We start from the raw sequence: 21946 nt of genomic DNA on the forward strand, positions 1-21946 counted from the left end.
GGCTCTGTAGGGGATAGTCTTGCCTCTTGTCGAGGCATGACGTGGAGGTCAGGGAAAAATTCTACCGATGGCCACCGGTGTCAATGGCTCGAGCCGGGCTTTTCCTTCAGGAGCAGCACACCCGCCACCAGGAGGACGACCGAGGCGATAGCGCTACCAATGAAGCCGGCCGGCGTGCAGAACAGCAGGGTGATGAAGAGCAGCAGGACCGCGACGGCCAGCGAACCCCACTTCGTCAGTTTACCGAACGCCGCGTAGGTGGCGGCTTGCTCGTGGATGTCCATTTCACCGCGGTGATAGTCGCCGGCCATGTGTCGTCCTCAGGAGAAAAGAAGAAACCGAGTTCGCCCGATACAACGCGGGCGACGAAGGCTCAAGCGCGCGCATCGCCCCAGCGCTCGGCCACGAAGCGCGCACGGACCGCCGCGACCGCTTCATCGACCGTAATATCCGAAATGCGGCCCTGCCCGCCATCCAGGCGCGACAGCCAGCGCGAATAGGCCGGCACGGGCGCCGTGCCCATCAATCCGACGCAGGGCGTGCCGACGGCGGCGGCGACATTCAGCGCGCCCGAGTCGTTGCCGAGGAACCCGGCCGCCAGCGAGATCAGCGCCGCCGACTGGTCCAGCGGCAGGTCGCAGGCCACAACATTGCCCGGCAAGTCACCGATCGCAGCCCTGGCGATCCCAGCCTCGTGCGGACCGCCGACCCAGAACACCGTGCCGAACAGATCGGCGAGTCGCCGGGCGGCCTGCGCGAAACGCTCGGCCGGCCAGGTCCGCGCGGGCTCGCTGGCGCCGATCCCCAGGCAGAGCCAGGGGCCGGGCCGATCGGCGAAACGGGTCCGCACCGTCGCCACCGCCTCGGGATCCAGCCGGAGCGCGGGCTCGCGGCTGGCGACGACAAGACCGTGCGCCCGTTCGAAGGCGTCCAGCTTCTCGATCCTGTGGGCCGGGCGCATCGTCTTAGGCAGGAAGGGTCCGGTCGTCAGGAAACGCACCTGACCATGGCCCAAGCCAAAGCCTCGTCGCTCCGGCACGCCCGCCAGGGCTGCGGCGATGGCGGGGCGGTCGATCTTTTCAAGAATCCACACCGCGCGCGGCGCCTCCGCCCGACAGATCCGGTAGAAGTCCAGAGTCTCGCGCACGCCCTTCAGGCGATCCTTGTAGTGGGGGGCGTAGACCACCCGCGCCACCGACGGCTCGACCTTGAGGACCTCGGAGGCCCGGCTCGACGGCCGCGCGACCAGCACCACCTGGCCTTCGGGCGTGGTCGCGGCGATGGCTCGGATCGTCGGCAGGTGCCACATCAGGTCGCCGATGCCGCGATCCGGCGCGTAGACGAGGACGGAGCCTGGGGACTTCTCTGCGGGCAAGACGGTCGTCTCTCGGCGAGGGGGTCCCGCCGATTAGCGAGCGCCGCGGAGGTTGTCACCTAGGGCGGCCGGTCAGGGCCAGTTTGACAGCAGTCCGCGCAGCCCGGCGACACAGGCCAGGGGCTGATCAACCATCACGTGGTGATCGGCGTCGGGAATGGCGAGCTTCAGGACCCTGGAGGGCATCCGTCCGACCATGTAGTTTAGCGTCTCATCGGTCATCAGGTTCGAGCGCTCACCCCACGCCAGCGCGGTCGGACAGGCGATCTGGGGCAGCAAATCCCCCAGATCCGGCATCTTGAAGTTCCGCCAGAGGTCCGGATCGAACTTCCAGGTCCAGCCCTCGGCGGTTTCCTTCAGCGAGCGCCGGGCGATAAAATCGGCGATGTAGAGGTTGTCGCACGGCTGGGGCGGCGCCAGCCGGAAGCGGGTCAGCGCCTCTTCCAGCGTCGCATAGACCGGCGCGCCCTTGCCTGATCGGGGCGGCGGCCCTTTCCAGCGCTTTTCGGGCGGTTGAATGGTGGTGTCGAGCAGGATCGCCCCGCGCAGCCGGTCCGCATGGCGGGCGGCGCAGTAGAGCGTCGGGAACCCGCCGAACGAATGGCCGACGACGATCGGCTTGACGCCGCCCGCCTCCAGGCCGGCCGCCTCCACCGCTGCGAAGATCTCCGTCGCGAACAGTTCGGCGCTGTAGGCCGGGCGCCAGTCGCTGCCGCCCATCCCCGACCAGGAGATCGCCGCCACGCGCCAGTCCTTGGAGAAGAAGGGCGCGATGAAGCTCCACCAATCGGCGTGGGCGCCGTTGCCATGCAGCAGCAGGAGGCCCGGCTTGCCCACCTCGCCCCACGTGAGAAGCTCAATGTTCGCACCCTCGACAGCAATCATCGCGCGCTCGGGCGTCTCGGCGATCGCGGCGTCGAACCAAGCGGGCGCGGGCGGCGGCGCGCCGTGGAACGGCGCCAGCAGCGACGCGGGCGCAGATTGATCGTCGGCCATCGGTTACGCCTGTTCCTTGTAAGCCAGTTCGCCGGGTCGCGGCTTTCGCGGGCTCAGCGCCTTGAAGACGCCTGTGCCGGTGATCAGCGTCCGGTCGCCCGCCCAGATCCTGCCGCGAACCGTGAACAGCAAGTCCTCTTCGCCGATCAACTCCCCTTCGCCTTCCACCCAGTCGCCCAGCTTGGCGCCCGAGAGAAAGTCGCACATCAAGCGTACGGTGACCCAGCTGTAGGACTTCTGCAGCGAGATGATCCGCCCCCAAGCCATGTCGGCGAAGCTCATCAGCATGCCGCCATGGCAATTGCCCAGGCCGTTGGTGTGGTGCTCCTCGACCCGAAACGCCAGGCGCGCCTGACCCGGCCCCTCGCGGTGCTCGAACAGCGGCCCGATCTGGCGACCAAAGCCCCGCGACCAATTAAGTTGAGAGAAGCCGTCCGGAATCGCGGCTGTCTGGGCGTCTGTCAGATCGTCGGACATGACGTCAGGCTAACAAGCGTTTGAAAAAAGGAAAGCCTTCCCTAAAGCCTGTCTGGTTTAGATGGCATCATCCAAACCAGATAAATACGCTCTATTTCATACACTTAGGGCGCGTTCGAGCGGTTTAGCCGCTTACACTTAAACCTCACGCGCCCTAGGGACGGCTGCGCCTACAGCCCCACTGCCGCCAGCGCCTGGGCCTGGCGTGCGGCCACGGCCTCTTCGGAGAAGCCCTCCAGCGAGGCCTCGAACAGCTGCTTCCAGTTGTGGCTGGCGCCCAGGTGCAGGAAGGCCGCGCCCAGGCCGATCGCGGCGCGGTCCATGAAGACGAACTCGCGCGGGATCGTCACGCCGCCGACGGCCTTGAGAGCCTGGCGCACCTTGAAGGCCTCGCGCCGACCGTATTCGCCGGGCGGGACGTCGTCGGCGACCGTGCGCGCACGGTCGTCCAGAAGGGGGCCGTAGATGAACCGCGCCCAGACATTCAGCGCGTCGACCAGCGGATCGCTGAGCCCCTGGAAGCCCCAGCTGCGATAAGCCTCCACCTGCTCGGCGCGATCATCATTGGCGAGCGCCCGGTACAGCCTGACAACCCCCGCCACGAACTTCGGGGGGAAGATGCGGATGCAGCCGAAGTCGAGAAGGTTCAGGTGCGCGGCCCCCTCGCCCGCGAAGGTGTAGTTCCCAAGGTGCGGATCGCCATGGATGATCCCCAGATGGGTCATGGGGCTCCACCAGGCCTCGAACAGCAGGGCGGCGATGCGGTCGCGCACGGCCTGGGGGGCCGCCTTGAACGCCAGCAGGCCCTGACCGTCCAGCCAGGTCATCGACAGCAGGCGTCCGGTCGAAAGTTCCGGGACCGGCGATGGGGTGCGGATGTCCGCGCGGTCGGCGAAGAAGTTGGCGTACAGCGCCATCAGCTTGGCCTCGCGGGCGTAGTCCAGCTCCTCGCGCAGGCGGTCGCCGATCTCGACAATGGCCTCGGACGGGTCGAGCGCGCCGTCCATGCGCTTGATGAGGGAGATCAGGGCGCGTAGCTGGCCAAGATCGCTTTCGACGGCGCTCTGCATATCCGGGTATTGCAGCTTCACCGCCAGAGCGCGGCCGTCGTGCGTGGTGGCGCGGTGAACCTGACCCAGCGAGGCGGCCGCAACGGCTTCGTGCTCGAAACTGGCGAACCGCGCCTGCCAATCAGCGCCAAGCTCGGCCGCCATACGCCGCCTGACAAACGGCCAGCCCATCGCAGGCGCGTTGGTCTGCAGCTCTGCCAGCTCCTTGGCGAACTCGGGCGGCAGGAGGTCCGGCACGGTGGCGAACATCTGCGCCGCCTTCATCAGCGGCCCCTTCAAGCCGCCCAGCGCCGCCTTCAGGGCCTTGGCGTTGCGCGCGTCGGCCTCGTCGCCGCCGAACATCCGGTTGGCGCCGTAGGACACGGCGGCGCCCGACAGCCCCGCCCCGACCTTGGCGAAGCGTGAGAGGCGGCCGGAGAGGCGGTCGCGTTCGGGATCTTGCACCATCAGATCAACGCTCCAATCCCTTCTCCCCTTGCGGGAGAAGGTGTCGCGAAGCGACGGATGAGGGGTCGCGCGGACGGTCGGAGAAACCCCTCATCCGACCGCCTGCGGCGGCCACCTTCTCCCGCAAGGGGAGAAGGACGCTCACACCAAGGCTTCAAACTCATCCACCAGCCGCTCCAGCTGGGCGCAGCCGGCGGCCCAGAACGCCTTTTCGCGCGGGTTGAGCCCAAACGGGGCCAGGGCCTCGACATAGGTCTTGGTCCCCCCAGCGGCGAGCAACTGCTCATAAAGCGGCGCAAACCGCTCCGGATCCTCGCGACGCTTCTCCATCAGCCCCCGCACCAGCAGATCCCCGAAGGCATAGGCGTAAACATAGAACGGCGCGTGGCAGAAATGGCTGACATAGGCCCAGTAGTGCTCGTAGCCAGCGTTCAGCTTGACCGCCGGCCCCAGGCTCTCGCCCATGACATCCAGCCATAGGGCGCCGATCTGATCGGGCGACAGCTCGCCGTCCTGACGCGCCTCGTGGAAGCGGCGTTCGAACCTGTGAAAGGCGATCTGACGCACCACGGTGTTGAGGCCATCCTCGATCTTGCCGGCCAAGAGGCCCTTGCGGTCCTCGGGCGTGGCTTCGGCCAGCAGCCGGTCGAACACCAGACCTTCGCCGAAGATCGACGCCGTCTCGGCCAGGGTCAGCGGTGTGTCGGCGAGCAGCGTGCCCAGCGGCTGGCACAGGGTCTGGTGAACGGCGTGACCCAGCTCGTGCGCCAGGGTCAGGACATCCCTGCGCTCGCCCATGTAGTTCATGAACACGAACGGATGGCGGTCGGCCGTCACCGGGTGGGCGAAGGCCCCCGACTGCTTGCCCGGACGGGGCCGCGCGTCGATCCAGGGCTTGTCGAAGAAGACCCGGGCGGCGTCGGCGAACTTGGGCGCCAGGTCCTGGAAGCTCTCCAGCACCATGCCCTTGGCCTCGTCCCAGCGATAGGCGCGGGGCGCGGCGGCCGTCAGCGGGGCGTTGCGGTCCCAGTAGTCCAGCGAGTCGACACCCATGACCTTGGCCTTCAGCGCGTAGTAGCGGTGCGACAGGCGCGGATAGGCCTCGACCACCGCCTGCTCCAGGGCGTCGACAGCGTCGGCGTCGACCTCGTTGGCCAGGTGGCGCGACTGCGCGGGCGTCTCATAGCGCCGCCAGCGGTCCTCGACCTGCTTTTCGAAGGCCAGGGTGTTCAAGACCAGCGCCTGGGTCGAGGCGCGCTCTTGCAGGGCGCTGGCCAGGCCATCGGCGGCGGCCTTGCGACGGTCGACACTGGGGTCCGACAGGCGGTTCAGGGCTTCGGCGAGGGTCAGGGTCTCGTCGCCGACCTTGGCGGTCAGCTTGGCCAGGGTTTCGTCGTAGAGCCGCACCCAGTTGGCGACGGCCGGAGCCTTGTCGACGATGAACCGCTCCAGCTCCGGCGACAGCTCATGCGGCCGCGACAGACGCACGCGGCGCAGCCACGGCGTCCAGCGCGCGGCCTCGGGATGGGCCTCCAGCGCCTTGGCGATCTCGCTGTCCTCCAGCTGGTTCAGCTCCAGCGTGAAGAACAGGCTTTCGGCGGCGATCTGCGACGAGCGGGCCCGCAGATCGGCCTCGAACTTGGCCCAGGCCGGGTCGTCGCGCGCGACCGAAGCGGCAAGACCTGCATAGGCGCCCACGCCCCACAGGCCGTTGGTCGCCTGCTCGTAGAGGGTGATCCCGCGATCCAGCAGCACGCCCAGCCGCTGGGGCTCCTTGCGGGCCTCCAGGAACATGCCCTCCAGCGAGGCCAGTTCGTCATTGGCGGCCTTGGCGGCGGCCAGATCGACCTCGATGCGGGGATCGTCACGACCAGCGTAGAGATCGCCGAGATTCCATTCGGGCGGGGTGTCGGGCTTGAAGGGCGCGTTCATAGGGCAGCAGATAGGGCTGCGGCCCCCACAGGCGCAATGCTCCAGCCCCCTAGACCCGCGCTTTCCCGGTTCGCGGCTCGACGAAAACAGCCACCAGGCATGTCGCCAGATAGGTGGCGACCGCCGAACCGCCCAGGCCGACCGGGTCGCCGGCGAGCGGCTTCAGCATTGGAACCACCTGCAAGACCAGCAGAAAACCCAGGAAGCCGACAGCCCCGGCCCAGCCGTGTCCTTGCTGACCGCGTCGCCAAGCCCAGGCGGCCCCGGCCATCCCCAGCAGGCCCATCTCGACGGCCTGTTCGAGCACGGCGTGGTTCCATAGGCCCAGGCCGACCTTGGGTCCGCTCCAGATCAGCGGCAGGTCCGGGCGATGGACCAGAAAATCCAGCAGCCAATGCGACAGAACGGCCAGACCGATGAACAGGCCCGCCCGCCGGGGTAATTTCAAGAGCAGAACCAGCGCGGTCGCCACGGCGACGGACCAAAGCGCCGCCGCCGGCAGACTATGCGTATAGGGCATGTGCGAAAGGATCAGGGCGCTGCCCGGCAGGCTGTGATCGACGGACGCCTTCTCGACGCCGGCGATGAGCAGGCCGCCCCAGGCGATATCCATGGCCTGACAGGCCAGCACATAGCTCCAGAGCGGCGCGCGCGGCTCGATCGCCTTGGCGGCCAACGCCCCCGCATAGTGCCCAACGAACATGACGCCCCCCCGGGTCTCGGCCTCGCACGCCGCGCGAGGCCCTGATCCACGATCCGTCAGCATGGGCGTGGAAGTCCAGCGCGATGATCGACGTCGCGGCGCGAGATCAGGTCGAGCTTTCCGGCGCCTTCGCGGCCGGCCACACCCTTCGATGCTGGGAAGTCACTGTTAACTATAATGTTTAAGGTTCGCGACACCTCTCTGAAAGCCGGTGTTTACCCGAGAGCTGTATCACTCTGAGCCAACAAGAGCCCTGCTCCATGTGGGCACGGCCGGTTCTGGTGGATGTTTCAATGACCAAAACGGTCCTAGTCGTCGATGACGACCCGACACAACGTCGGTTGATTCAAGCGGTGCTCGAGCGCGACGGGTTCGCGGTCTCGCACGCTGAAGGCGGTGACGCGGCGATCGCGCACCTGACGTCCGGCGCGCCAGCCGATGTGATCCTGCTTGACCTCGTCATGCCCGGCCTGAACGGCCAGGAGACGCTGAAGGAGTTGCGCGCGCGCGGCTTCCAGCAACCCGTGATCGTGCTGACCGCCAGCGGCGGCGTCGACACCGTGGTCAAGGCGATGCAGGCCGGCGCCTGCGACTTCTTCATCAAGCCCGCCTCCCCCGAACGGATCACCGTGTCGATCCGCAACGCCCTGTCGATGGGCGACCTGAAGGGCGAGGTCGAACGGCTGACCAAGCGCGCCGGCGGCAAGACCACCTTCGCGGACCTGATCGGCGCCTCGCCGGTCATGACCATGGTCAAGCGCATGGGCGAGCGGGCCGCCAAGAGCGGCATCCCCGTGCTGATCACCGGCGAAAGCGGCGTTGGCAAGGAATTGATCGCCCGCGCGGTGCATGGCTCGTCGGATCGCGCCGGCAAGCCGTTCGTGGCCGTGAACTGCGGCGCCATTCCCGAGAACCTCGTCGAGTCGATCCTGTTCGGCCACGAGAAGGGCGCGTTCACCGGCGCCACCGACAAGCACCTGGGCAAGTTCAAGGAAGCCGACGGCGGCACCCTGTTCCTCGACGAGGTGGGCGAACTGCCGCTGGACATGCAGGTCAAGCTGCTACGCGCCCTGCAGGAGGGCGAGATCGATCCAATCGGCTCCAAGCGCTCGCTGAAGGTCGACGTCCGCATCGTGTCGGCCACCAACCGCGACCTGCACCAGGCGGTTTCGGCCGGCCGGTTCCGCGAGGACCTCTACTACCGCCTGAACGTCTTCCCGATCGAGGCTCCGTCCCTGCGCGAACGTCGCGAGGATATCCCTGCGCTCGTCGAGGCGTTCATCCGTCGCTTCAATGTCGAGGAAGGCAAGCGCGTCATCGGTGCCTCGCCCGAGGCGATGCGGCTGCTGACCAGCTTCGACTGGCCCGGCAATGTCCGTCAGCTCGAAAACACGGTCTATCGCGCCATCGTCCTGGCCGACGCCCCATATCTGCAGCCGTTCGACTTCCCGGCGATCTCAGGTCTGGCCGCGCCGATCGAGGCGGTCTCGATCCCGCCCGCGCCGCCGCCCGCCGCGCTGCTGCAGGCGACTCACGCGGCCATGGCGGCCGCCGTCGGGACCGAAGCGCCCGTGCGCATTCTCGACGATCGCGGCCATCTGCGGACGCTGGAGGAGATCGAGCGCGACCTGATCCAGCACGCCATCGATGTCTATGCCGGCCACATGAGCGAAGTCGCCCGGCGCCTCGGCATCGGACGCTCGACCCTCTATCGCAAGGTTCGCGAGCAGGGGATCGAGGTCGACATGAAGGAAGCGGGCTGATGAGCCCGCTGATCCTGCGCCCGCTGTCGCGCGAACAGCGCCTGAAGGCCCTGCTCAAGCCGGCCCGCGCGACGGTGAAGCCTAGAGCGTGAGGCCGAAAGTGGGAACCGGTTTCGGCTATTCTCACGCTCTAAGTATTTGATTTAGAGCCTTTTTAACGCCCAAAATCGACTCCGATTTCGGGCTAAAGGCTCTAGCCGGGGCTGACGGCGAGGCCGAATTGCGATCAGTCTTCCTGGACCTCCGGTTCAGGTTCCGGTCGCCCGCGACGCTGGAAACCCTTGCCGCGCTTCATCGGCTTCTTCTCGCCCTTGGCCTTGCGGGCGATCTCTTTCAGCTTGATGGCCTGGTTGCCTGACAGGGCCTGGCCGCGCGCGCCCTTTTCGGGATCGGCGAAGGCCCGGCCGTAGGTCTCGACCCGCTGGGCGACGCTGGTCAGGAACTCCCCCTCCCACTCGGAGAGTTCGACGCCTGACTTCTCAGCCGCGCGACGCGCGCGCTTCAGAGCGTTCAGCGCGGCCCGCTTGGCCTGTTCTTTCGGATCGGGCGGCTTGGCGCGCATCGGCAGGGAGTATCCCCGACCGCGCGCGCCGACGCACTCTCAAAAACCTAGATTTCGCCGATCGCCGACAGATAGAGATCCAGGATGGCGTCTTCTTCCTGGCGCTTGGCGCGGTCCTGCTTGCGGATGCGGACCACCTTCTTGAGCACCTTCACGTCGAAGCCGTTGCCCTTGGCCTCGGCGTAGACTTCCTTGATCTGCTCCATGATCTCGGCCTTCTCGACCTCCAGGCGCTCAACGCGCTCGATGATCGACTTCAGCTGGCCCTGGGCGGTCGAGTTCAGGACGTCGGTGTGGGGAATGGCGTCGTCGGCCATGGGCGGTCTCGCGGAAAAGGCTGGAAATCGGAGGCGCGGAACCTAGTTCGAAGGCGCGCCGCTGGGAAGCGCGATTCAGCGGCCGTCCACACGTCCTCTCGCGATCTCGGCCAGGGCGGCCAGGTCGAGCCCCTTGTCGTCCCCGTCGAGCAACATCTCCAGACTGGCCTCGGCCAGATCGGCCTGCGGCATCGAAAGGCCCTTGGCCTCAGCGGCGTCGAGCACGAGGCGCACATCCTTCAGGCCCAGCTCAGCCGCGAAGCCAGGCGGGCTGTAGCGTCGCTCGGCGATCATGCCGCCGTAGATCTTGTAGATCGGGGCTGCGAACAGGGTGCTGCTCAGCATGTCCAGCAACTCAGGGGCCGGAACGCCGTAGGCTTCGCCCAGGGCCACGGCCTCGCCCATCGACTCGATGGCCGAGACGATCATGAAGTTGCCGGCCAGTTTCAGGGCGTTGGCGCGGACGGGGTCCTCGCCCAGCGGCCAGACCTTGGCGGCCAGTTGCTCCAAGACCGGCATGGCCGTTGCGACGGCGTCCGGCGCGCCGGACGCCAGCACGTTCAGCGCCCCGGCCTGGGCGACGAGCGGGCGCCCGAACACCGGAGAGGCGACATAGCCGAGGCCGAGCTCGGCGTGCAGGGTGGCGAGCTCGCCGGCCAGGGCGGTCGAGATCGTGGCGAGGTTGACGTGGACCACGCCCTTGCGCGCCCGGGCCAGGACGCCGCTATCAACCAACACCTCCCTCACCGCCTGGTCGTGGGCCAGCATGGAAAGCACGATATCGGCCTTGAAGGCTTCGTCGGCGTCGGCGGCGGGAACGGCGCCCTCAGCGACCAGCGCCTCGACGATGGCGGGCGACCGGTTCCACACCGTCACCTTCATCCCCTTGGCCAGCAGATTGCGGACCATGGCCGCGCCCATGGCGCCAAGGCCGATCATTGAGATGTTCATGGAGAGGCTCCGAATCCTACTCGCCCCCAGATAGGCGTCACCGCCCCATCACGCCATGGCGAGGAAAGCCGTTGTCAGATCAAGCCGTGCGCCGCGACCGCGCCCCGCAGGGCGCCGGGGTCGGTGAAGTGATGGGTGTGGAAGCCGAGGGCCTCCGCAGCGGCGATATTGGCGACGCTGTCGTCGATGAACAGGAGGTCCTGTGCGGATAGCCCGGTTCGCTCCAGCACGATCTCGTAGATCCGGCGCGCAGGCTTGATCACCCCTTCGTCTCCCGAAACCACCGCGTCGCGAAAGTGGCCGAAGTGCGCGGGCGAGATCGCCTGGACGACCGGCCACTTCGATTGCGGCATGTTGGTCAGAGCGAACTGAGGAACCTGGCGCGCCGCCAGCGCGTCGATGACCTCTGCCGTCTCGGGGATCGGCCCCGACAGCATCTCGTCGAAACGGTCGTCCCAGGCCCGGATTTCGGCCTCATGTTCGGGAAAGCGCGCGATCAGCGGCGCGGCGTTGTCGGCGAACGACACGCCCCGGTCATGCGCCACATGCCATTCCAGGGTGCAGACATGCGAAAGGAACCGGTCGAGATCGGCCGGTTCCTCGAAGATCTTCGCATACAGTGCGCGGGGGTCCCAGCGCACGATGACATTGCCAACATCCCAGAGCACGGCTCTGGGAGGCGAGCCCGTCATCAGCCTTGCTTGGCCTTGAAGCGCGGGTCGGTCTTGTTGATGATGTAGATGACGCCCTTGCGGCGGACCATCTTGCAGTCGCGGTGGCGACCCTTGAGCGACTTCAGCGAGCTGCGAACCTTCATGACCGTCTCTGTCTGTACTCAGCGGAGAGGTTCGGGCGCGCACAAGACGACGGCCGGAACGTCCGGGTGTTTCGGAGGCGGTGCGTATAGTCAGGACGGGGGCGTGAGTCAATGCGCTCCTGGGCCTTTCGCGCCACGCGGCGGGAACTTCACCCGTCTGGCGCGCTTGTGATTGAAGCTTTCCCTCGAACCCCGGTAGCTTCCTCGCATGGCCATGGATCGTCGCGTCTTTCTCGTTCTCTTGCTCGCCGGCTGCGCGGATACGTCTCCGCAGGGGCCGCTGACCGCCATCAGCCCGCCGCCCTCGCCCGCGCCGAAACCGCAGACGCCCGTCGCTCCGGCGCCTACGCCGCAGACGCCTGTTCCCGCCGGCGAGCTGGCTTTCGACACCTGGATGCAGGATTTCCGCGGCCGGGCCCTCGCCGCCGGGCTGTCGCCGGCGCTGCTGGATCGCGAACTGAGCGGGGTGATTCCCGATCCGAAGGTGATCAGTCTCGACAGCCGCCAGCCGGAGTTCTCCAAGCCGGTCGGCGACTATATCCGGGGCGTCATCAGCGATGACCGGGTCGCGATCGGCCGTAACAAGCGCGAGCAGTTGGCGTTCCTGCCGCCGATCGAGGCGCAATATGGCGTGCCGCGCGACATCCTTCTGGCCGTCTGGGCCATGGAGTCGGCGTTCGGGCAGCTACAGGGCAATTTCGACGTGGTGCGCTCGATGGTCAGCCTGGCGGCCGACGGTCGCCGCCGCGCCTGGGCCGAGGGCGAACTGATCGCCGCCCTGAAGATCATCGACTCGGGCGAGGTGACGCGCGCCCAACTGAAGGGGTCCTGGGCCGGAGCCATGGGCCAGACCCAGTTCATTCCGTCCAGCTATCGCGCCACCGCCGTCGACTTCGACGGCGACGGGCGCCGGGACATCTGGGGATCGGACGCCGACGCTCTGGCCTCCGCCGCCAACCTGCTCGCCCACGGCGGATGGAAGCGCAATGTGGGTTGGGCCAAGGAAGTGATCCTGCCCCCCGGCTTCGACTATTCGGTCACCGAAGGCCCCAGGGAAATTCCGGCCTGGTGGGAGGCGCGTGGCGTTCGACGCGCCGACGGCCTGCCCTGGACCGCTCAGGACGCCGCTTCGCCGGCCATGCTGATCCTGCCGGCCGGCGCGGCGGGACCCGCCTTCCTGGCGCTGCCCAACCACTTCGCGATCCGGACCTACAACAACTCGACGTCCTACGCCCTGGGCATCGGCCTGCTGGCCGATCGGTTCGCGGGCGGCGGGCCGCTGGTCACGCCGTGGCCGGTCGAGACGCCGCTGTCGATGTCGGACCGCATAGCGGCCCAGATCGCGCTGGCGCGCGTGGGCTTCAACCCCGGGCCCGCCGACGGCGTCATCGGCGCCGGCACGCGCCGCGCCCTGCGCGCCTGGCAACAGAGCCAGCAACTCCCGGCCGACGGCTACCTGTCCAACGACATGGTCGCCCGCCTGAAGGCCCAGGCGGGCATAACACCCTAGGTCTGACGCGGCTCACCGCCCGGCGGCGATCTCCATCCAGATCGAGCGGCTCTCGCCGGGCCGCAGCGCGGCCATGCCGGTCTCCCCCGCGCCGAAGGGATTGGGACGGCTCGCGCAGGGCTCCACGCAATAATAGCCCTCTTCGGGAGGCACATAGACATGCAGCCAGGCGCAGTCCGTTGAAGCGCTGACCACCGTGTCGGGCTGGCCCGGCGCGCTGAGCACCGCGCGCTGAGTCCAGCCGGTGTAGCAATGATCGATCAGGTCATGGCCCGCCACCGGCGCGCCCGTCGCCCAATCCGGCCCCCACGGTCCGGCGTGGTGGACGGTGGGCAACACGTCGGCGTCGATCATCCAGACCCCGTCATGGGCCGCCGTCAGGCGCTCGCCGGGCCGCGCGGGAAAATAGGGGTGGAACCCAAGGCCTGCAGGCATCACCGCGTCGCCCGTGTTGGTCACGCTCAGCGTCACCCGAAAGGCCGCCTCGCGAAGCTCGAACCGCTGCTCGGCCCGATACGCCCACGGCCAGTCGCCGGGCGCGTGATCAAAGGTCAGCACCGCTTCGCCGCCCTCGGCCCTCTGTACGGACCAGGGCCGCCGCCAGCCCTGGCCGTGCAGCGGATGAGGATGATCCCCGAGGTTGGGCGGCAGGACGACCTCGCGTCCCTGAAACTGGAAGCGGCCGTGGGGGATACGATTACAAAACGGGACCAGCGGAAAGCAGGCCGTCAGCAAGGCGTCGGTCGATCCGCCCGGCGTCGGCCGCAGCACGTCTCGCCCAGCGACGGTGAAGCCGGCCACCGCGCCGCCGACCTCGGGGGCGAACACCAGGCGGGAATCTCCCGTCTCGATCGCGACCATGACCTCTGCTCCCTGGAACCGACGGCCGCATCGGTAGGTCCATTCGCCCTCTTCGCCAAGCCTGATGGTAGCGGTCTCAACACCTTGCGCGCCTCGTCGGCGCGGGCTCAACTGTGTTCATGGTCGAAACCCTCACCGCCAAGGAAGCGCGGCGCATCGCGCTGGCGGCTCAGGGATTCGGGCGACCGCGACCGGACAACCCCGGCCGCAGACATCTGCTGTCCACCATCGAGGCGCTCGGCGTGGTGCAGATCGACTCGGTCAACGTGGTCTCGCGCTCGCACTATCTGCCGTTCTTCTCCCGGCTGGGACCTTATGATCGCGGTCTGCTTGAGGATCTGGCCTGGGGGCGCAAACCCGCCCTGGCCGAATACTGGGGGCACGAGGCGTCCTTGACGCCGCTCGCCACGCACCCGTTCCTGCGCTGGCGCATGAAGGACGCCCAAGACGGGGTTGGGGTCTGGAAGAACGTCGCCAAGTTCCTGCGGAGCCATGCCGACTTCATCGATCAGGCCCTCGAGGCCGTCGACCAGCGCGGACCGCTGGCCGCGTCCGAACTGGATCTCGGCGCAAAGGGCGCGGGCGGCTGGTGGGGCTGGAGCGAGGGCAAGCGGGCGATGGAGTGCCTGTTCTGGACGGGGCGGCTGACCACCGCCACCCGCCGCAACAGCTTCGAGCGGGTCTATGGCCTGCCCGAGCGTGTCCTCCCCAAGGCGATACACGAAGCCCCGACGCCGTCCCGCGACGAAGCCTGTCGCGCCCTCCTGATGATTTCCGCCAAGGCCATGGGCGTGGCGACCGAGCGCGACCTGCGGGACTACTTCCGGCTCGGCCTCGTCGATGCGCGCCAGGGCGTGGCCGCCCTGGTCGATCAAGGCCTGCTGACCCCGGTCGCGGTCGAGGGCTGGGATCAGCCCGCCTATCTCTGGCCGCAGGCGCGGCGTCCTCGGTCGATCAAGGCCAACGCGCTGTTGTCGCCGTTCGACAACCTGATCTGGTTTCGCGAGCGGACCGAGCGCATGTTCGGCGTCCGGGTTCGCCTGGAGATTTATACGCCGGCCCATAAGCGCACTCACGGCTACTACGTCCTGCCCTTCTTGCAGAACGAGGCGATCACCGCCCGGGTTGATCTGAAGGCCGATCGGAAGGCGGGAGTCCTGCGGGTTCTCGCCGCGCACGCCGAGCCGGCCGCCGACGGCGACACCCCTCGCGCCCTGGCCGAGGAACTGAGCCTGATGGCGGGATGGCTCGGGCTGTCCCGCGTCGAGGTGAAACCGGTCGGCGACTTCGCCCCCGTCTTGGGTTCGGCGATTGACGAACAGAGCGAACTCGGCTCGACCCGACTGTAAACCATTGTAAAAATGCCGCCTCAGGTCGAGCGTGCAATGGCGGAGCAAGGTACAGATGACTGGCTGGACGCCTGCTTGTCGCCCCACCGACGGCCGGACGACCGCGGCGCGTCTCGCTCCCCCGCGGGGCGCGCCACCTCCCAGCTTAAGTGAGCATATGAAAGTCGCCCTGCTCGACGACGACCAGAGTCACAACGCCCTCGTCGCTTCGGTTCTGGATCCGGCCGGCTTCACCTGCACGAGCTTCACGACGCCCTCTCGCTTGCTGGCCGAGTTACGCAAGCAGACCTTCGATCTCATCATCCTGGACTGGAACATGCCCGAGTTGTCGGGCGTGGAGACGCTGAAGCTGCTGCGTGAGGATCCCCTCACCGCGCCGCCCGTCCTGTTGCTGACCAGCCGCTCGGTGGAAGCCGATCTCGTCGAGGGCCTGAACGCCGGCGCCGACGACTATATCGTCAAGCCGCTACAGCCTCAGGTGCTGCTAGCTCGCGTGAACGCTGTGGTGCGGCGTATTCATCGCCCCCCGAGCCAGCCGCAGCCCGAACAATACGGCCAGTACCGGCTGGATCCCGGGGCGCAGACCGCCAGTTGGGATGGACGCGTCGAGACCCTGACCCCGAAGGAGTTCCAACTGGCGTCGCTTCTGTTCAGCAACCTTTCGCGTCCCCTGTCCCGCGAGTACCTGCTGCGACGCATCTGGGGCCAACGACCCGACCTGGAGACCCGGACGCTGGACGCCCACGTCTCCCGTCTGCGGTCGAAGCTGCATCTTCGCCCGAACAACGGGTTCCGGCTGAGCACCGTCTATGGCTTCGGCTACCGCCTGGAAGCATGCGACCCGGACACTACGGGCGAGGGAGATTGACCATGTCCAGGGCGGCTACAGCGCGCCTCGCGGCGCTTGCGCTGTTGGGAGCGGCGACGGCGCGGGCGGAAACGGCGCCTGTCGATCCTCCGGTGGCCTACATGGTCAAACCAGGAGACACGCTGATCGGCCTGGGACGCGCCTACCTGAACCGTCCGAGCGACTATCGTCGGGTTCAGAAAGCCAATGGCGTGACCGAGCCCCGGCGGCTGCGTCCGGGCTCCCGGCTCGCCATCGACCCGAACTTGCTGAAGTCGACGCCGATCGCCGCGACGCTGTCGGCGCTGACGGGGCCCGTGCAGATCGAGACCAACGGCCAGCGGATACCCGGCCGCGTGGGCATGTCGCTGTCGGAAGGGCAGTGGATCATCACGGGTCCTGGCGCTTTCGCGACCTTCGAGCTTGAGGACGCCTCACGCGTCACCCTGCCCTCGAACACCCGCGTGCGGATCGCCAAGCTGCGCCAGACCTTGCTGAACAACGCGCCCCAGCGCGTCTTCCAGCTCGATCAAGGCAAGGGAACGATCTCGGCCACGCCCACGCCGACGCCCGGGGCGCGGTTCGAGGTGCGCACGCCGGTTTCGGTGTCGGCGGTGCGCGGCACAGAGTTCCGCGTCGCTGCGGCGGCCGACAGGGCCCAGACGGAGGTCCTGAAAGGCGCCGTCGGGGTCGCCGCAGGCGAGACCGTCTCGGACGCCCCGCCCATCGCGGCCGGCTTTGGCGTCAGCGCTTCGGCGAACGGCGTCAGCGCCCCCGTCGACCTGTTGCCCGGGCCCAAGCTGGGCGCGGGCGGCCAGACCCAGAGCGACGCGCTGGTTCGTTTCAGCCTGGAACCTGTCAAGGGCGCCGCGTCCTACCGCCTGCTGCTGGCGCGGGACGCGGGCTTCGTCGACATTTTCGCCGAGGCCACGACCCAGGCGACGTCCCAGGAGAAGCCGAACGCGGACTTCGGCCAGATCGCGAACGGCACCTACTTCGTTCGGCTCACCGCCATCGACCCTGGCGGGCTGGAGGGGTTCCCGGCCGACTACAGCTTTGACCGCGACCTCGACACCCTGGACGCCGCGTCGCCCAATGACACCCGCCAGGGGAAGCATCGCAGCTTCCTGTTCCGGTGGAGTTCCGCCGGCGACGGGGTGCGGAACTACCGCTTCCAGATGTTCGCCGAAGCTGACCCAAAGACCCCGATCGTCGACCAGCCCGGCCTGACTGAACCGCGACTGACGCTCACCGATCTCGCGCCCGGGGCCTACACATGGCGGGTCAGCGCTCTGCGCTTCAAGGACGGCGTGATGACGGAAAAGCAAGGGCCGCCGCAGCAGTTGCAGATCGGGAAGTGACGGCGTCCTCCACCCGTCCGCCCCGGCTGCAAGGACGCCGAGCCTCCTGGTTCTGGCTGGCCGTCGTCGCGAGCCTGGCGCTGGCCGTCGTCGCGGCGCGCGCGCCCAGCCGCCTGGACAGTCTCCTGTACGACGTCTTGACCCGCGCCAATGCGCGCCCCGCCGACGACTCGATCCTGATCATCGATATCGACGAACGCAGCCTGGCCAGGTTGGGCGCCTGGCCGTGGGCCCGCGACAGGCACGCCCGGATGATCGACCAGCTCGATCAGGCGGGCGCTGGGACGATCGTCTACGATGTCCTGTTCAGCCAACCCTCTCCAGACCCCGCTCAGGACCTTGCCCTCGGCGAAGCCATCAAGCGATCCGGACGCGTCTACCTGCCGGAGTTCCTGACCGATAGCGGCCAGAACGCGCCGCCCCGTATCGTGAGCTCGATCCCTGAGATCGCCCAAGGCGCGGCCGGTGTCGGTCTGGCGCACGTGCGCTTCGACAACGACGGCGTCGTGCGGCGCATGGCGCCGTTCGAGGCCGACGGTCCAAACCTCCGCCCTGATCTGATGACCGTGGTCCACCGCGCCACCCGACCGCCGGGCTCACCGGATGTCACCCGGAGCGACGCCCAAACCTTGCTGATCCCCTTCGCCGGACCGCCGTCCATCTACCGACATGTCAGCTTCGTCAGCGTGTTGGAGGGCGAGGTGCCCAGAGAGCTGATCGCCGGGCGTACGGTGTTCGTCGGCGTCACCGCGCCAGGCCTCGGCCCGGCCTTTCCGACGCCTGTGACGCCCGACGCCGCCAGCATGACCGGCGTTCAACTACAGGCGAGCATCCTCGACGCCCTGCGACGAGGACAGATGATCAAGCCGGCGGAGTCGGCGAGCCGCGTGGGATTCAGCCTGACCCTGCTGTGGCTGCTGCTGATCGGGTTCATCGCCCTGCCGCCCCGCGCGAATCTCTTGCTGACGATGGGCCTGTGCCTTGTGGCGCTGGGCTACTCGGCCGCCCTCCTCTGGCTGGCCCATGTCTGGCTTTCGCCGATCGCCACGGTGATCGGCCTGATACTGGTGGCGCTGGTCTGGGGGTGGGGGCAGTTGAGCCGGGTCAGCGACCTGATGGGGCGGGAACTGGCGCGCGTGCGGTCGATCGTGAGGGCGCGCGGGGCGAAGCCGGCGGCCTTCCAGGGCGACGTCATCTCGCGCCAAGCCTCCAGCCTCGGCGAGGCGATCACGCACATGGACGATCTGCGCCGCTTTTCCGCCGACGCCTTGTTCAGCCTACCCGACGCCACCTTGGTGGCGGACGCCCACGGCCGGGTGATCGCCGCGAACGCGGCCGCCCAAGCCCTGTTTGGACCCCATCAGACCGCCTTGAACGGCGCCTCTATGGCCGACCTGATCAATCTGCTGGATCCGCTCGGGCGACGGTTTGAGCTCGACTGGCCGCACGCCACCGACCAGCAGGACCCCGTCGATCTGCATCTGCCGGACGGCCGGACCCTGCAGCTCCAGACCGTGTTCCGGCGTGACGACAACGGCGCGCCGGCCGGGTGGATCGTGCGGTTGGCCGACATCTCGATCCTGACCGCCGCCATGCGCCAGCGGGAGCAGGCGCTGCAGCTTCTGACGCACGACATGCGCTCGCCCCAGACTTCGATCCTGGCCTTGCTGGCGACGACGCCGGACCTGCCGAGCGAAACCGCCGAGCGGATCGCGGCCTACGCCCGCCGCACCCTCGCTCTGGCCGACGGCTTCGTTCAACTGGCCCGCGCGGAGGTCACGCCTGTTTCCCTGGAGCCACTCGATCTGGCCGACGTGGCGGTCGAGGCGATCGACGAGGTCTGGCCTCAATCGGTGCAGCGGAAAATCCGCATCGAGCAGGTCGGCGGCGACACGCCCCTGATGGTGCTGGGCGATCGTGGCGTACTGGCGCGCGCCTTGGTCAATCTGCTGGGCAACGCCGTGAAATACAGCCCGCCCGGCTCCACGATCACCGTCACCCTGTCCGAGCAGGCTTCGCCGAGCGGCCCGGTGGTCAGCGCCGCCATCGCCGACCAGGGGCCGGGCTTGTCACGCGAGGAGGCCGCCTCCGCCTTTCGGGCCTTCCAACGGTTCGAGCGTCCGGGTCAAACCCTGGCGGGCGGCGGCGTCGGACTTGGACTCGCCTTCGTTCAGGCGGCCATCGCGCGTCATGGCGGAGAGGTGTCCTGCCGCAGCGAACCCGGCGTCGGCGCCGAATTCACCGTCCGCCTGCCTCGACACGGAGTCGGATAGATCCTATCGCGCCTTGGAGACGCTGAGCGCGTCAACCAACAGGTCCGCCACCTGCGCCGGCGTCTCGCGCCTGGTGCGGATCGAGGACCAGGCCAGGGTTCCGCCGTCGCGTGCGTTGATAACGGCCAGGGTGACGACACGCGCTTTTCCGCGCTGCCCCCACAACCGCCACCACGGCGCTTCATCGGGCGCGCTGCGCCAGGCGTTTTGATCCAACGCGCCCACGGCGCTCGAGACCCCAACGGTCGGGAGCGGCTGGGCGACGCCGACCTGAACCAGATACACGGGCTTTTCCGTGTTCGCTGCGGCGCCTAGCCGGCTCAAGACCCCGATCTCGACCGCACGGGCGTACGTCGCCGCCTCGCCATCGGTCTGACCTGGATATGCGGCGACCGCCGCCCCCTTCATCGACGCGATATCGCCCTGACCAACCGCGCGGGGCGAGGCGCAGGCGCCGAGCAGAAGGCCGCACACCGCCAGGGCGAAAACCGGGTGACGCATGATCTCAATCCTCTTGAGTCGTACGAAACGACCCTAGCGCGGGCGACTCCAAAGATCATCCACGCGCCCACGACCCGGGCGGCGCCAGAGCGGCCGGAGACGGGAGTTGACCCTTCCGTAAGTTTGCATCGTTATTCCGCCCCAAAAATGGATATTGCTTCGCTGTGAGGGGCTACGGGCTTCGGACTTGGGAGATCTTTTGAGCGATACGGACTCGGACAAGGCCGCGCTGCTGCGCCTGTACGAGGAGAAGCGCGCCAATCTGGTGCGCGTCTTTGCGGCGCGCCTGAATTCACGAGCCGAGGCCGAGGATCTCGTACAAGATCTCTTCATCCGCATCAGCGGCCTGGAGGTCCTGGAGCCGATCGACAATCCCTCCGCCCTGCTCCATCGCATCGGTTCAAACCTGATGCTCGACCGCCTGCGCAGCCAGAAGCGCTCCGGAGCGCGCGACACCGACTGGCGTGACGTGAACACCACGGTGCTGGCGGGCCAGGAGGTCGCCGACCAGCCCTTGGCGGACGAGGTCGTCAATAGTCGCCAGCGCCTGCAGGCGCTGGTCAAGGCGGTCGAGGATCTGCCCGAGAAGACCCAGCAGGCGTTCCGGCTGCACAAGCTGGAGGGCCTCAGCCATGCCGAGACTGCACGGCGAATGAACATCAGCGTCAGCACTGTCGAAAAGCACATCAGCTCGGCCCTAAAGACCCTGACGAGGCGACTGCGTTGATTTATGCAATGCTAGATGGGGGACGGAAACGGTCGGCGCCGTCGACCCTCTTGGGGATGATGGATCCTTGCGGGAGCCACGCCGGATGAGCCGGTCTGCGCAATATCTTCAGGAGGCGGCCGACTGGCTGACCCGGTTGCAGCGGCCGGAAGCCGGTGAAGCCGACTGGCTTGCGTTTGACGCCTGGCTGGAAGAGCCCGGCGCGCGCGAGGCCTATGACGCCGTCCAAGCCGTCGACGAGGAGATCTTCGAACGTGGAGCGGCCTTGCGGGGAGCGTTGACGGAACCTCGGCGCGTCGCGGGCAAGCGGCCCTTCTCGGTCGACTGGCGCTGGCTGGGCGGTCTGGGCGCGACAGCGGCTGCCGCCGCCATCGCCTTGACGCTCGCACCGTGGGGAGAACTTCTGCCCCAGCCAGACACGCTCTATTCGACCGCCAAGGGCGAGAGCCGGGTCATCCAGCTGGCGGATGGCAGCCGCATCGACCTGAACACCGACTCGAATCTGTCGGTTCGACTGGAAGACGACGCTCGGCGCGTCACCATCCACGATGGCCAGGCGCTGTTCGATGTGGCGCGTGATGAGCGCCGTCCTTTCCTGATTACCGTCGGCGACGAAACCGTCCGCGTGCTCGGCACAAAATTCGACGTGCGCCGTCGGGACGGCCGGCTGGCCGTGACCGTTCTGCGCGGCGCGGTCGAGGTGTCGACCGAAGGCGAGGGCAAGCCCGTCAGGCTACGCCCCGGACAGATGCTCGAACATGTCGACGGCTCCGGCGCCCCCGTGGTCCGGACCGTGTCGACAGAGGAGCAGGTCAGCTGGCGCTCCGGGCGCCTCGTCTATCGAGACCAAACCCTGGGGCGGGTCGTCAGCGATCTGAACCACTACTTCGAGCGGCCGCTTCGTCTTGAGGGCGTGAGCACGGCCAATCTGCGCTTCTCCGGCGTATTGATCGTGGATGGTCAGGATGCGATGGTTCGCCGCCTCACCAGCCTGATGCCGATTTCGGCGACGCCGACCGATGACTCCATTCTTCTGCGCGAAAGATCTTCCCCGGCGAAGTGACGCCTCGCGGCTGGTTCGATCCTGAAACGAGCCCGCCTCCTCGT

23 protein-coding genes are annotated in these 21946 nt (G+C 67.7%); 9 read left to right on the forward strand and 14 right to left on the reverse strand.

The window, feature by feature from the left end:
- Positions 1–80: 80 nt before the first annotated feature.
- The 7 genes from CSW63_RS20255 to CSW63_RS20285 form a co-directional block, all read right to left on the reverse strand.
- Positions 81–311, reverse strand: a complete 231-nt coding sequence (locus CSW63_RS20255; RefSeq protein WP_062098159.1) for an aa3-type cytochrome c oxidase subunit IV — start codon at positions 309–311, stop codon at positions 81–83.
- A gap of 62 nt (positions 312–373) precedes the next feature.
- Entirely contained in the window at positions 374–1309 is a 936-nt protein-coding gene (locus CSW63_RS20260; protein ID WP_099503946.1) for a glycosyltransferase family 9 protein, read from the reverse strand.
- 138 nt (positions 1310–1447) lie between these two features.
- Positions 1448–2371: an alpha/beta fold hydrolase gene (locus CSW63_RS20265; RefSeq protein WP_062098155.1), complete on the reverse strand. Its 924-nt coding sequence runs from the start codon at positions 2369–2371 to the stop codon at positions 1448–1450.
- A gap of 3 nt (positions 2372–2374) precedes the next feature.
- On the reverse strand, positions 2375–2848 hold the full coding sequence (locus CSW63_RS20270; RefSeq protein ID WP_062098153.1) for a PaaI family thioesterase: 474 nt from the start codon (positions 2846–2848) through the stop codon (positions 2375–2377).
- 170 nt (positions 2849–3018) lie between these two features.
- Positions 3019–4365, reverse strand: a complete 1347-nt coding sequence (locus tag CSW63_RS20275) for an AarF/ABC1/UbiB kinase family protein (protein WP_062098151.1) — start codon at positions 4363–4365, stop codon at positions 3019–3021.
- Positions 4366–4506: 141 nt separating this feature from the next.
- On the reverse strand, positions 4507–6297 hold the full coding sequence (locus CSW63_RS20280; RefSeq protein WP_062098148.1) for a M3 family oligoendopeptidase: 1791 nt from the start codon (positions 6295–6297) through the stop codon (positions 4507–4509).
- 49 nt (positions 6298–6346) lie between these two features.
- A complete protein-coding gene (locus tag CSW63_RS20285; RefSeq protein ID WP_062098147.1) occupies positions 6347–7000 on the reverse strand; it encodes a hypothetical protein in 654 nt (217 codons plus the stop codon).
- Between the two features lie 293 nt (positions 7001–7293).
- Between CSW63_RS20285 and CSW63_RS20290 the strand changes: the two genes are divergently transcribed.
- Positions 7294–8763, forward strand: a complete 1470-nt coding sequence (locus CSW63_RS20290; protein ID WP_062098206.1) for a sigma-54 dependent transcriptional regulator — start codon at positions 7294–7296, stop codon at positions 8761–8763.
- A complete protein-coding gene (locus CSW63_RS20295; RefSeq protein WP_062098146.1) occupies positions 8763–8855 on the forward strand; it encodes a hypothetical protein in 93 nt (30 codons plus the stop codon). The genes CSW63_RS20290 and CSW63_RS20295 overlap by 1 nt, the downstream gene beginning before the upstream one ends.
- A 134-nt stretch (positions 8856–8989) precedes the next feature.
- On the opposite strand, the gene CSW63_RS20300 is transcribed toward CSW63_RS20295, so the two are convergent.
- The 5 genes from CSW63_RS20300 to ykgO all read right to left on the reverse strand — a co-directional run bounded on the left by CSW63_RS20300 (position 8990) and on the right by ykgO (position 11410).
- Positions 8990–9325: a hypothetical protein gene (locus CSW63_RS20300; RefSeq protein WP_062099244.1), complete on the reverse strand. Its 336-nt coding sequence runs from the start codon at positions 9323–9325 to the stop codon at positions 8990–8992.
- Between the two features lie 47 nt (positions 9326–9372).
- Positions 9373–9642, reverse strand: a complete 270-nt coding sequence (locus tag CSW63_RS20305; RefSeq protein ID WP_010921151.1) for a DUF2312 domain-containing protein — start codon at positions 9640–9642, stop codon at positions 9373–9375.
- A gap of 75 nt (positions 9643–9717) precedes the next feature.
- A complete protein-coding gene (locus CSW63_RS20310) occupies positions 9718–10593 on the reverse strand; it encodes an NAD(P)-dependent oxidoreductase (RefSeq protein WP_062099246.1) in 876 nt (291 codons plus the stop codon).
- 74 nt (positions 10594–10667) lie between these two features.
- Positions 10668–11285 carry an HAD family phosphatase gene (locus CSW63_RS20315; protein WP_062099248.1) on the reverse strand — a complete coding sequence of 206 codons (618 nt, stop codon included), beginning with the start codon at positions 11283–11285 and terminating at the stop codon, positions 10668–10670.
- On the reverse strand, positions 11285–11410 hold the full coding sequence (gene ykgO, locus CSW63_RS20320) for a type B 50S ribosomal protein L36 (RefSeq protein WP_004616427.1): 126 nt from the start codon (positions 11408–11410) through the stop codon (positions 11285–11287). Before ykgO ends, CSW63_RS20315 begins: the two co-directional genes overlap by 1 nt.
- Before the next feature lie 208 nt (positions 11411–11618).
- Here ykgO and CSW63_RS20325 point away from each other — a divergent pair, with 208 nt between their 5' ends.
- A complete protein-coding gene (locus CSW63_RS20325; protein WP_062099250.1) occupies positions 11619–12920 on the forward strand; it encodes a lytic murein transglycosylase in 1302 nt (433 codons plus the stop codon).
- A 12-nt stretch (positions 12921–12932) separates the two neighbouring features.
- Here the strand turns inward: CSW63_RS20325 and CSW63_RS20330 are convergent, their stop codons facing one another.
- Positions 12933–13781: an aldose 1-epimerase gene (locus CSW63_RS20330; RefSeq protein ID WP_062099252.1), complete on the reverse strand. Its 849-nt coding sequence runs from the start codon at positions 13779–13781 to the stop codon at positions 12933–12935.
- A 119-nt stretch (positions 13782–13900) separates the two neighbouring features.
- Here CSW63_RS20330 and CSW63_RS20335 point away from each other — a divergent pair, with 119 nt between their 5' ends.
- Genes CSW63_RS20335 through CSW63_RS20350 form a run of 4 tightly spaced genes read left to right on the forward strand, consistent with a single transcriptional unit; the run spans position 13901 to position 19611 of the window.
- Entirely contained in the window at positions 13901–15130 is a 1230-nt protein-coding gene (locus CSW63_RS20335; RefSeq protein WP_062099274.1) for a winged helix-turn-helix domain-containing protein, read from the forward strand.
- Positions 15131–15185: 55 nt separating this feature from the next.
- Complete coding sequence (locus tag CSW63_RS20340) at positions 15186–15998, forward strand: response regulator transcription factor (protein ID WP_168193702.1); 813 nt, start codon at positions 15186–15188, stop codon at positions 15996–15998.
- A complete protein-coding gene (locus CSW63_RS20345; RefSeq protein ID WP_062099256.1) occupies positions 15965–17338 on the forward strand; it encodes a FecR domain-containing protein in 1374 nt (457 codons plus the stop codon). The genes CSW63_RS20340 and CSW63_RS20345 overlap by 34 nt, the downstream gene beginning before the upstream one ends.
- Positions 17335–19611: a CHASE2 domain-containing protein gene (locus CSW63_RS20350; protein WP_062099258.1), complete on the forward strand. Its 2277-nt coding sequence runs from the start codon at positions 17335–17337 to the stop codon at positions 19609–19611. The genes CSW63_RS20345 and CSW63_RS20350 overlap by 4 nt, the downstream gene beginning before the upstream one ends.
- A 3-nt stretch (positions 19612–19614) precedes the next feature.
- Here the strand turns inward: CSW63_RS20350 and CSW63_RS20355 are convergent, their stop codons facing one another.
- Positions 19615–20112 (reverse strand): hypothetical protein, encoded by a 498-nt coding sequence (locus CSW63_RS20355; protein WP_062099260.1) that lies wholly within the window; start codon positions 20110–20112, stop codon positions 19615–19617.
- Positions 20113–20311: 199 nt separating this feature from the next.
- Between CSW63_RS20355 and CSW63_RS20360 the strand changes: the two genes are divergently transcribed.
- Together CSW63_RS20360 and CSW63_RS20365 are read left to right on the forward strand one after the other, a co-directional pair.
- Positions 20312–20839 carry an RNA polymerase sigma factor gene (locus tag CSW63_RS20360; RefSeq protein WP_082749716.1) on the forward strand — a complete coding sequence of 176 codons (528 nt, stop codon included), beginning with the start codon at positions 20312–20314 and terminating at the stop codon, positions 20837–20839.
- An 85-nt stretch (positions 20840–20924) separates the two neighbouring features.
- Positions 20925–21902 carry a FecR domain-containing protein gene (locus CSW63_RS20365; protein WP_062099263.1) on the forward strand — a complete coding sequence of 326 codons (978 nt, stop codon included), beginning with the start codon at positions 20925–20927 and terminating at the stop codon, positions 21900–21902.
- Positions 21903–21946 lie beyond the last annotated feature (44 nt).

The organism is Caulobacter sp. FWC26 (assembly GCF_002742645.2).
Classification (GTDB): domain Bacteria; phylum Pseudomonadota; class Alphaproteobacteria; order Caulobacterales; family Caulobacteraceae; genus Caulobacter.

Bases quoted from the DNA above. Each gene is read 5' to 3' on its own strand.
- CSW63_RS20255 (WP_062098159.1), bottom strand. From the start codon at position 311: ATGGCCGGCGACTATCACCGCGGTGAAATGGACATCCACGAGCAAGCC.
- CSW63_RS20260 (WP_099503946.1), bottom strand. From the start codon at position 1,309: ATGTGGCACCTGCCGACGATCCGAGCCATCGCCGCGACCACGCCCGAA.
- CSW63_RS20265 (WP_062098155.1), bottom strand. From the start codon at position 2,371: ATGGCCGACGATCAATCTGCGCCCGCGTCGCTGCTGGCGCCGTTCCAC.
- CSW63_RS20270 (WP_062098153.1), bottom strand. From the start codon at position 2,848: ATGTCCGACGATCTGACAGACGCCCAGACAGCCGCGATTCCGGACGGC.
- CSW63_RS20275 (WP_062098151.1), bottom strand. From the start codon at position 4,365: ATGGTGCAAGATCCCGAACGCGACCGCCTCTCCGGCCGCCTCTCACGC.
- CSW63_RS20280 (WP_062098148.1), bottom strand. From the start codon at position 6,297: ATGAACGCGCCCTTCAAGCCCGACACCCCGCCCGAATGGAATCTCGGC.
- CSW63_RS20285 (WP_062098147.1), bottom strand. From the start codon at position 7,000: ATGTTCGTTGGGCACTATGCGGGGGCGTTGGCCGCCAAGGCGATCGAG.
- CSW63_RS20290 (WP_062098206.1), top strand. From the start codon at position 7,294: ATGACCAAAACGGTCCTAGTCGTCGATGACGACCCGACACAACGTCGG.
- CSW63_RS20295 (WP_062098146.1), top strand. From the start codon at position 8,763: ATGAGCCCGCTGATCCTGCGCCCGCTGTCGCGCGAACAGCGCCTGAAG.
- CSW63_RS20300 (WP_062099244.1), bottom strand. From the start codon at position 9,325: ATGCGCGCCAAGCCGCCCGATCCGAAAGAACAGGCCAAGCGGGCCGCG.
- CSW63_RS20305 (WP_010921151.1), bottom strand. From the start codon at position 9,642: ATGGCCGACGACGCCATTCCCCACACCGACGTCCTGAACTCGACCGCC.
- CSW63_RS20310 (WP_062099246.1), bottom strand. From the start codon at position 10,593: ATGAACATCTCAATGATCGGCCTTGGCGCCATGGGCGCGGCCATGGTC.
- CSW63_RS20315 (WP_062099248.1), bottom strand. From the start codon at position 11,285: ATGACGGGCTCGCCTCCCAGAGCCGTGCTCTGGGATGTTGGCAATGTC.
- ykgO (WP_004616427.1), bottom strand. From the start codon at position 11,410: ATGAAGGTTCGCAGCTCGCTGAAGTCGCTCAAGGGTCGCCACCGCGAC.
- CSW63_RS20325 (WP_062099250.1), top strand. From the start codon at position 11,619: ATGGCCATGGATCGTCGCGTCTTTCTCGTTCTCTTGCTCGCCGGCTGC.
- CSW63_RS20330 (WP_062099252.1), bottom strand. From the start codon at position 13,781: ATGGTCGCGATCGAGACGGGAGATTCCCGCCTGGTGTTCGCCCCCGAG.
- CSW63_RS20335 (WP_062099274.1), top strand. From the start codon at position 13,901: ATGGTCGAAACCCTCACCGCCAAGGAAGCGCGGCGCATCGCGCTGGCG.
- CSW63_RS20340 (WP_168193702.1), top strand. From the start codon at position 15,186: ATGACTGGCTGGACGCCTGCTTGTCGCCCCACCGACGGCCGGACGACC.
- CSW63_RS20345 (WP_062099256.1), top strand. From the start codon at position 15,965: ATGCGACCCGGACACTACGGGCGAGGGAGATTGACCATGTCCAGGGCG.
- CSW63_RS20355 (WP_062099260.1), bottom strand. From the start codon at position 20,112: ATGCGTCACCCGGTTTTCGCCCTGGCGGTGTGCGGCCTTCTGCTCGGC.
- CSW63_RS20365 (WP_062099263.1), top strand. From the start codon at position 20,925: ATGAGCCGGTCTGCGCAATATCTTCAGGAGGCGGCCGACTGGCTGACC.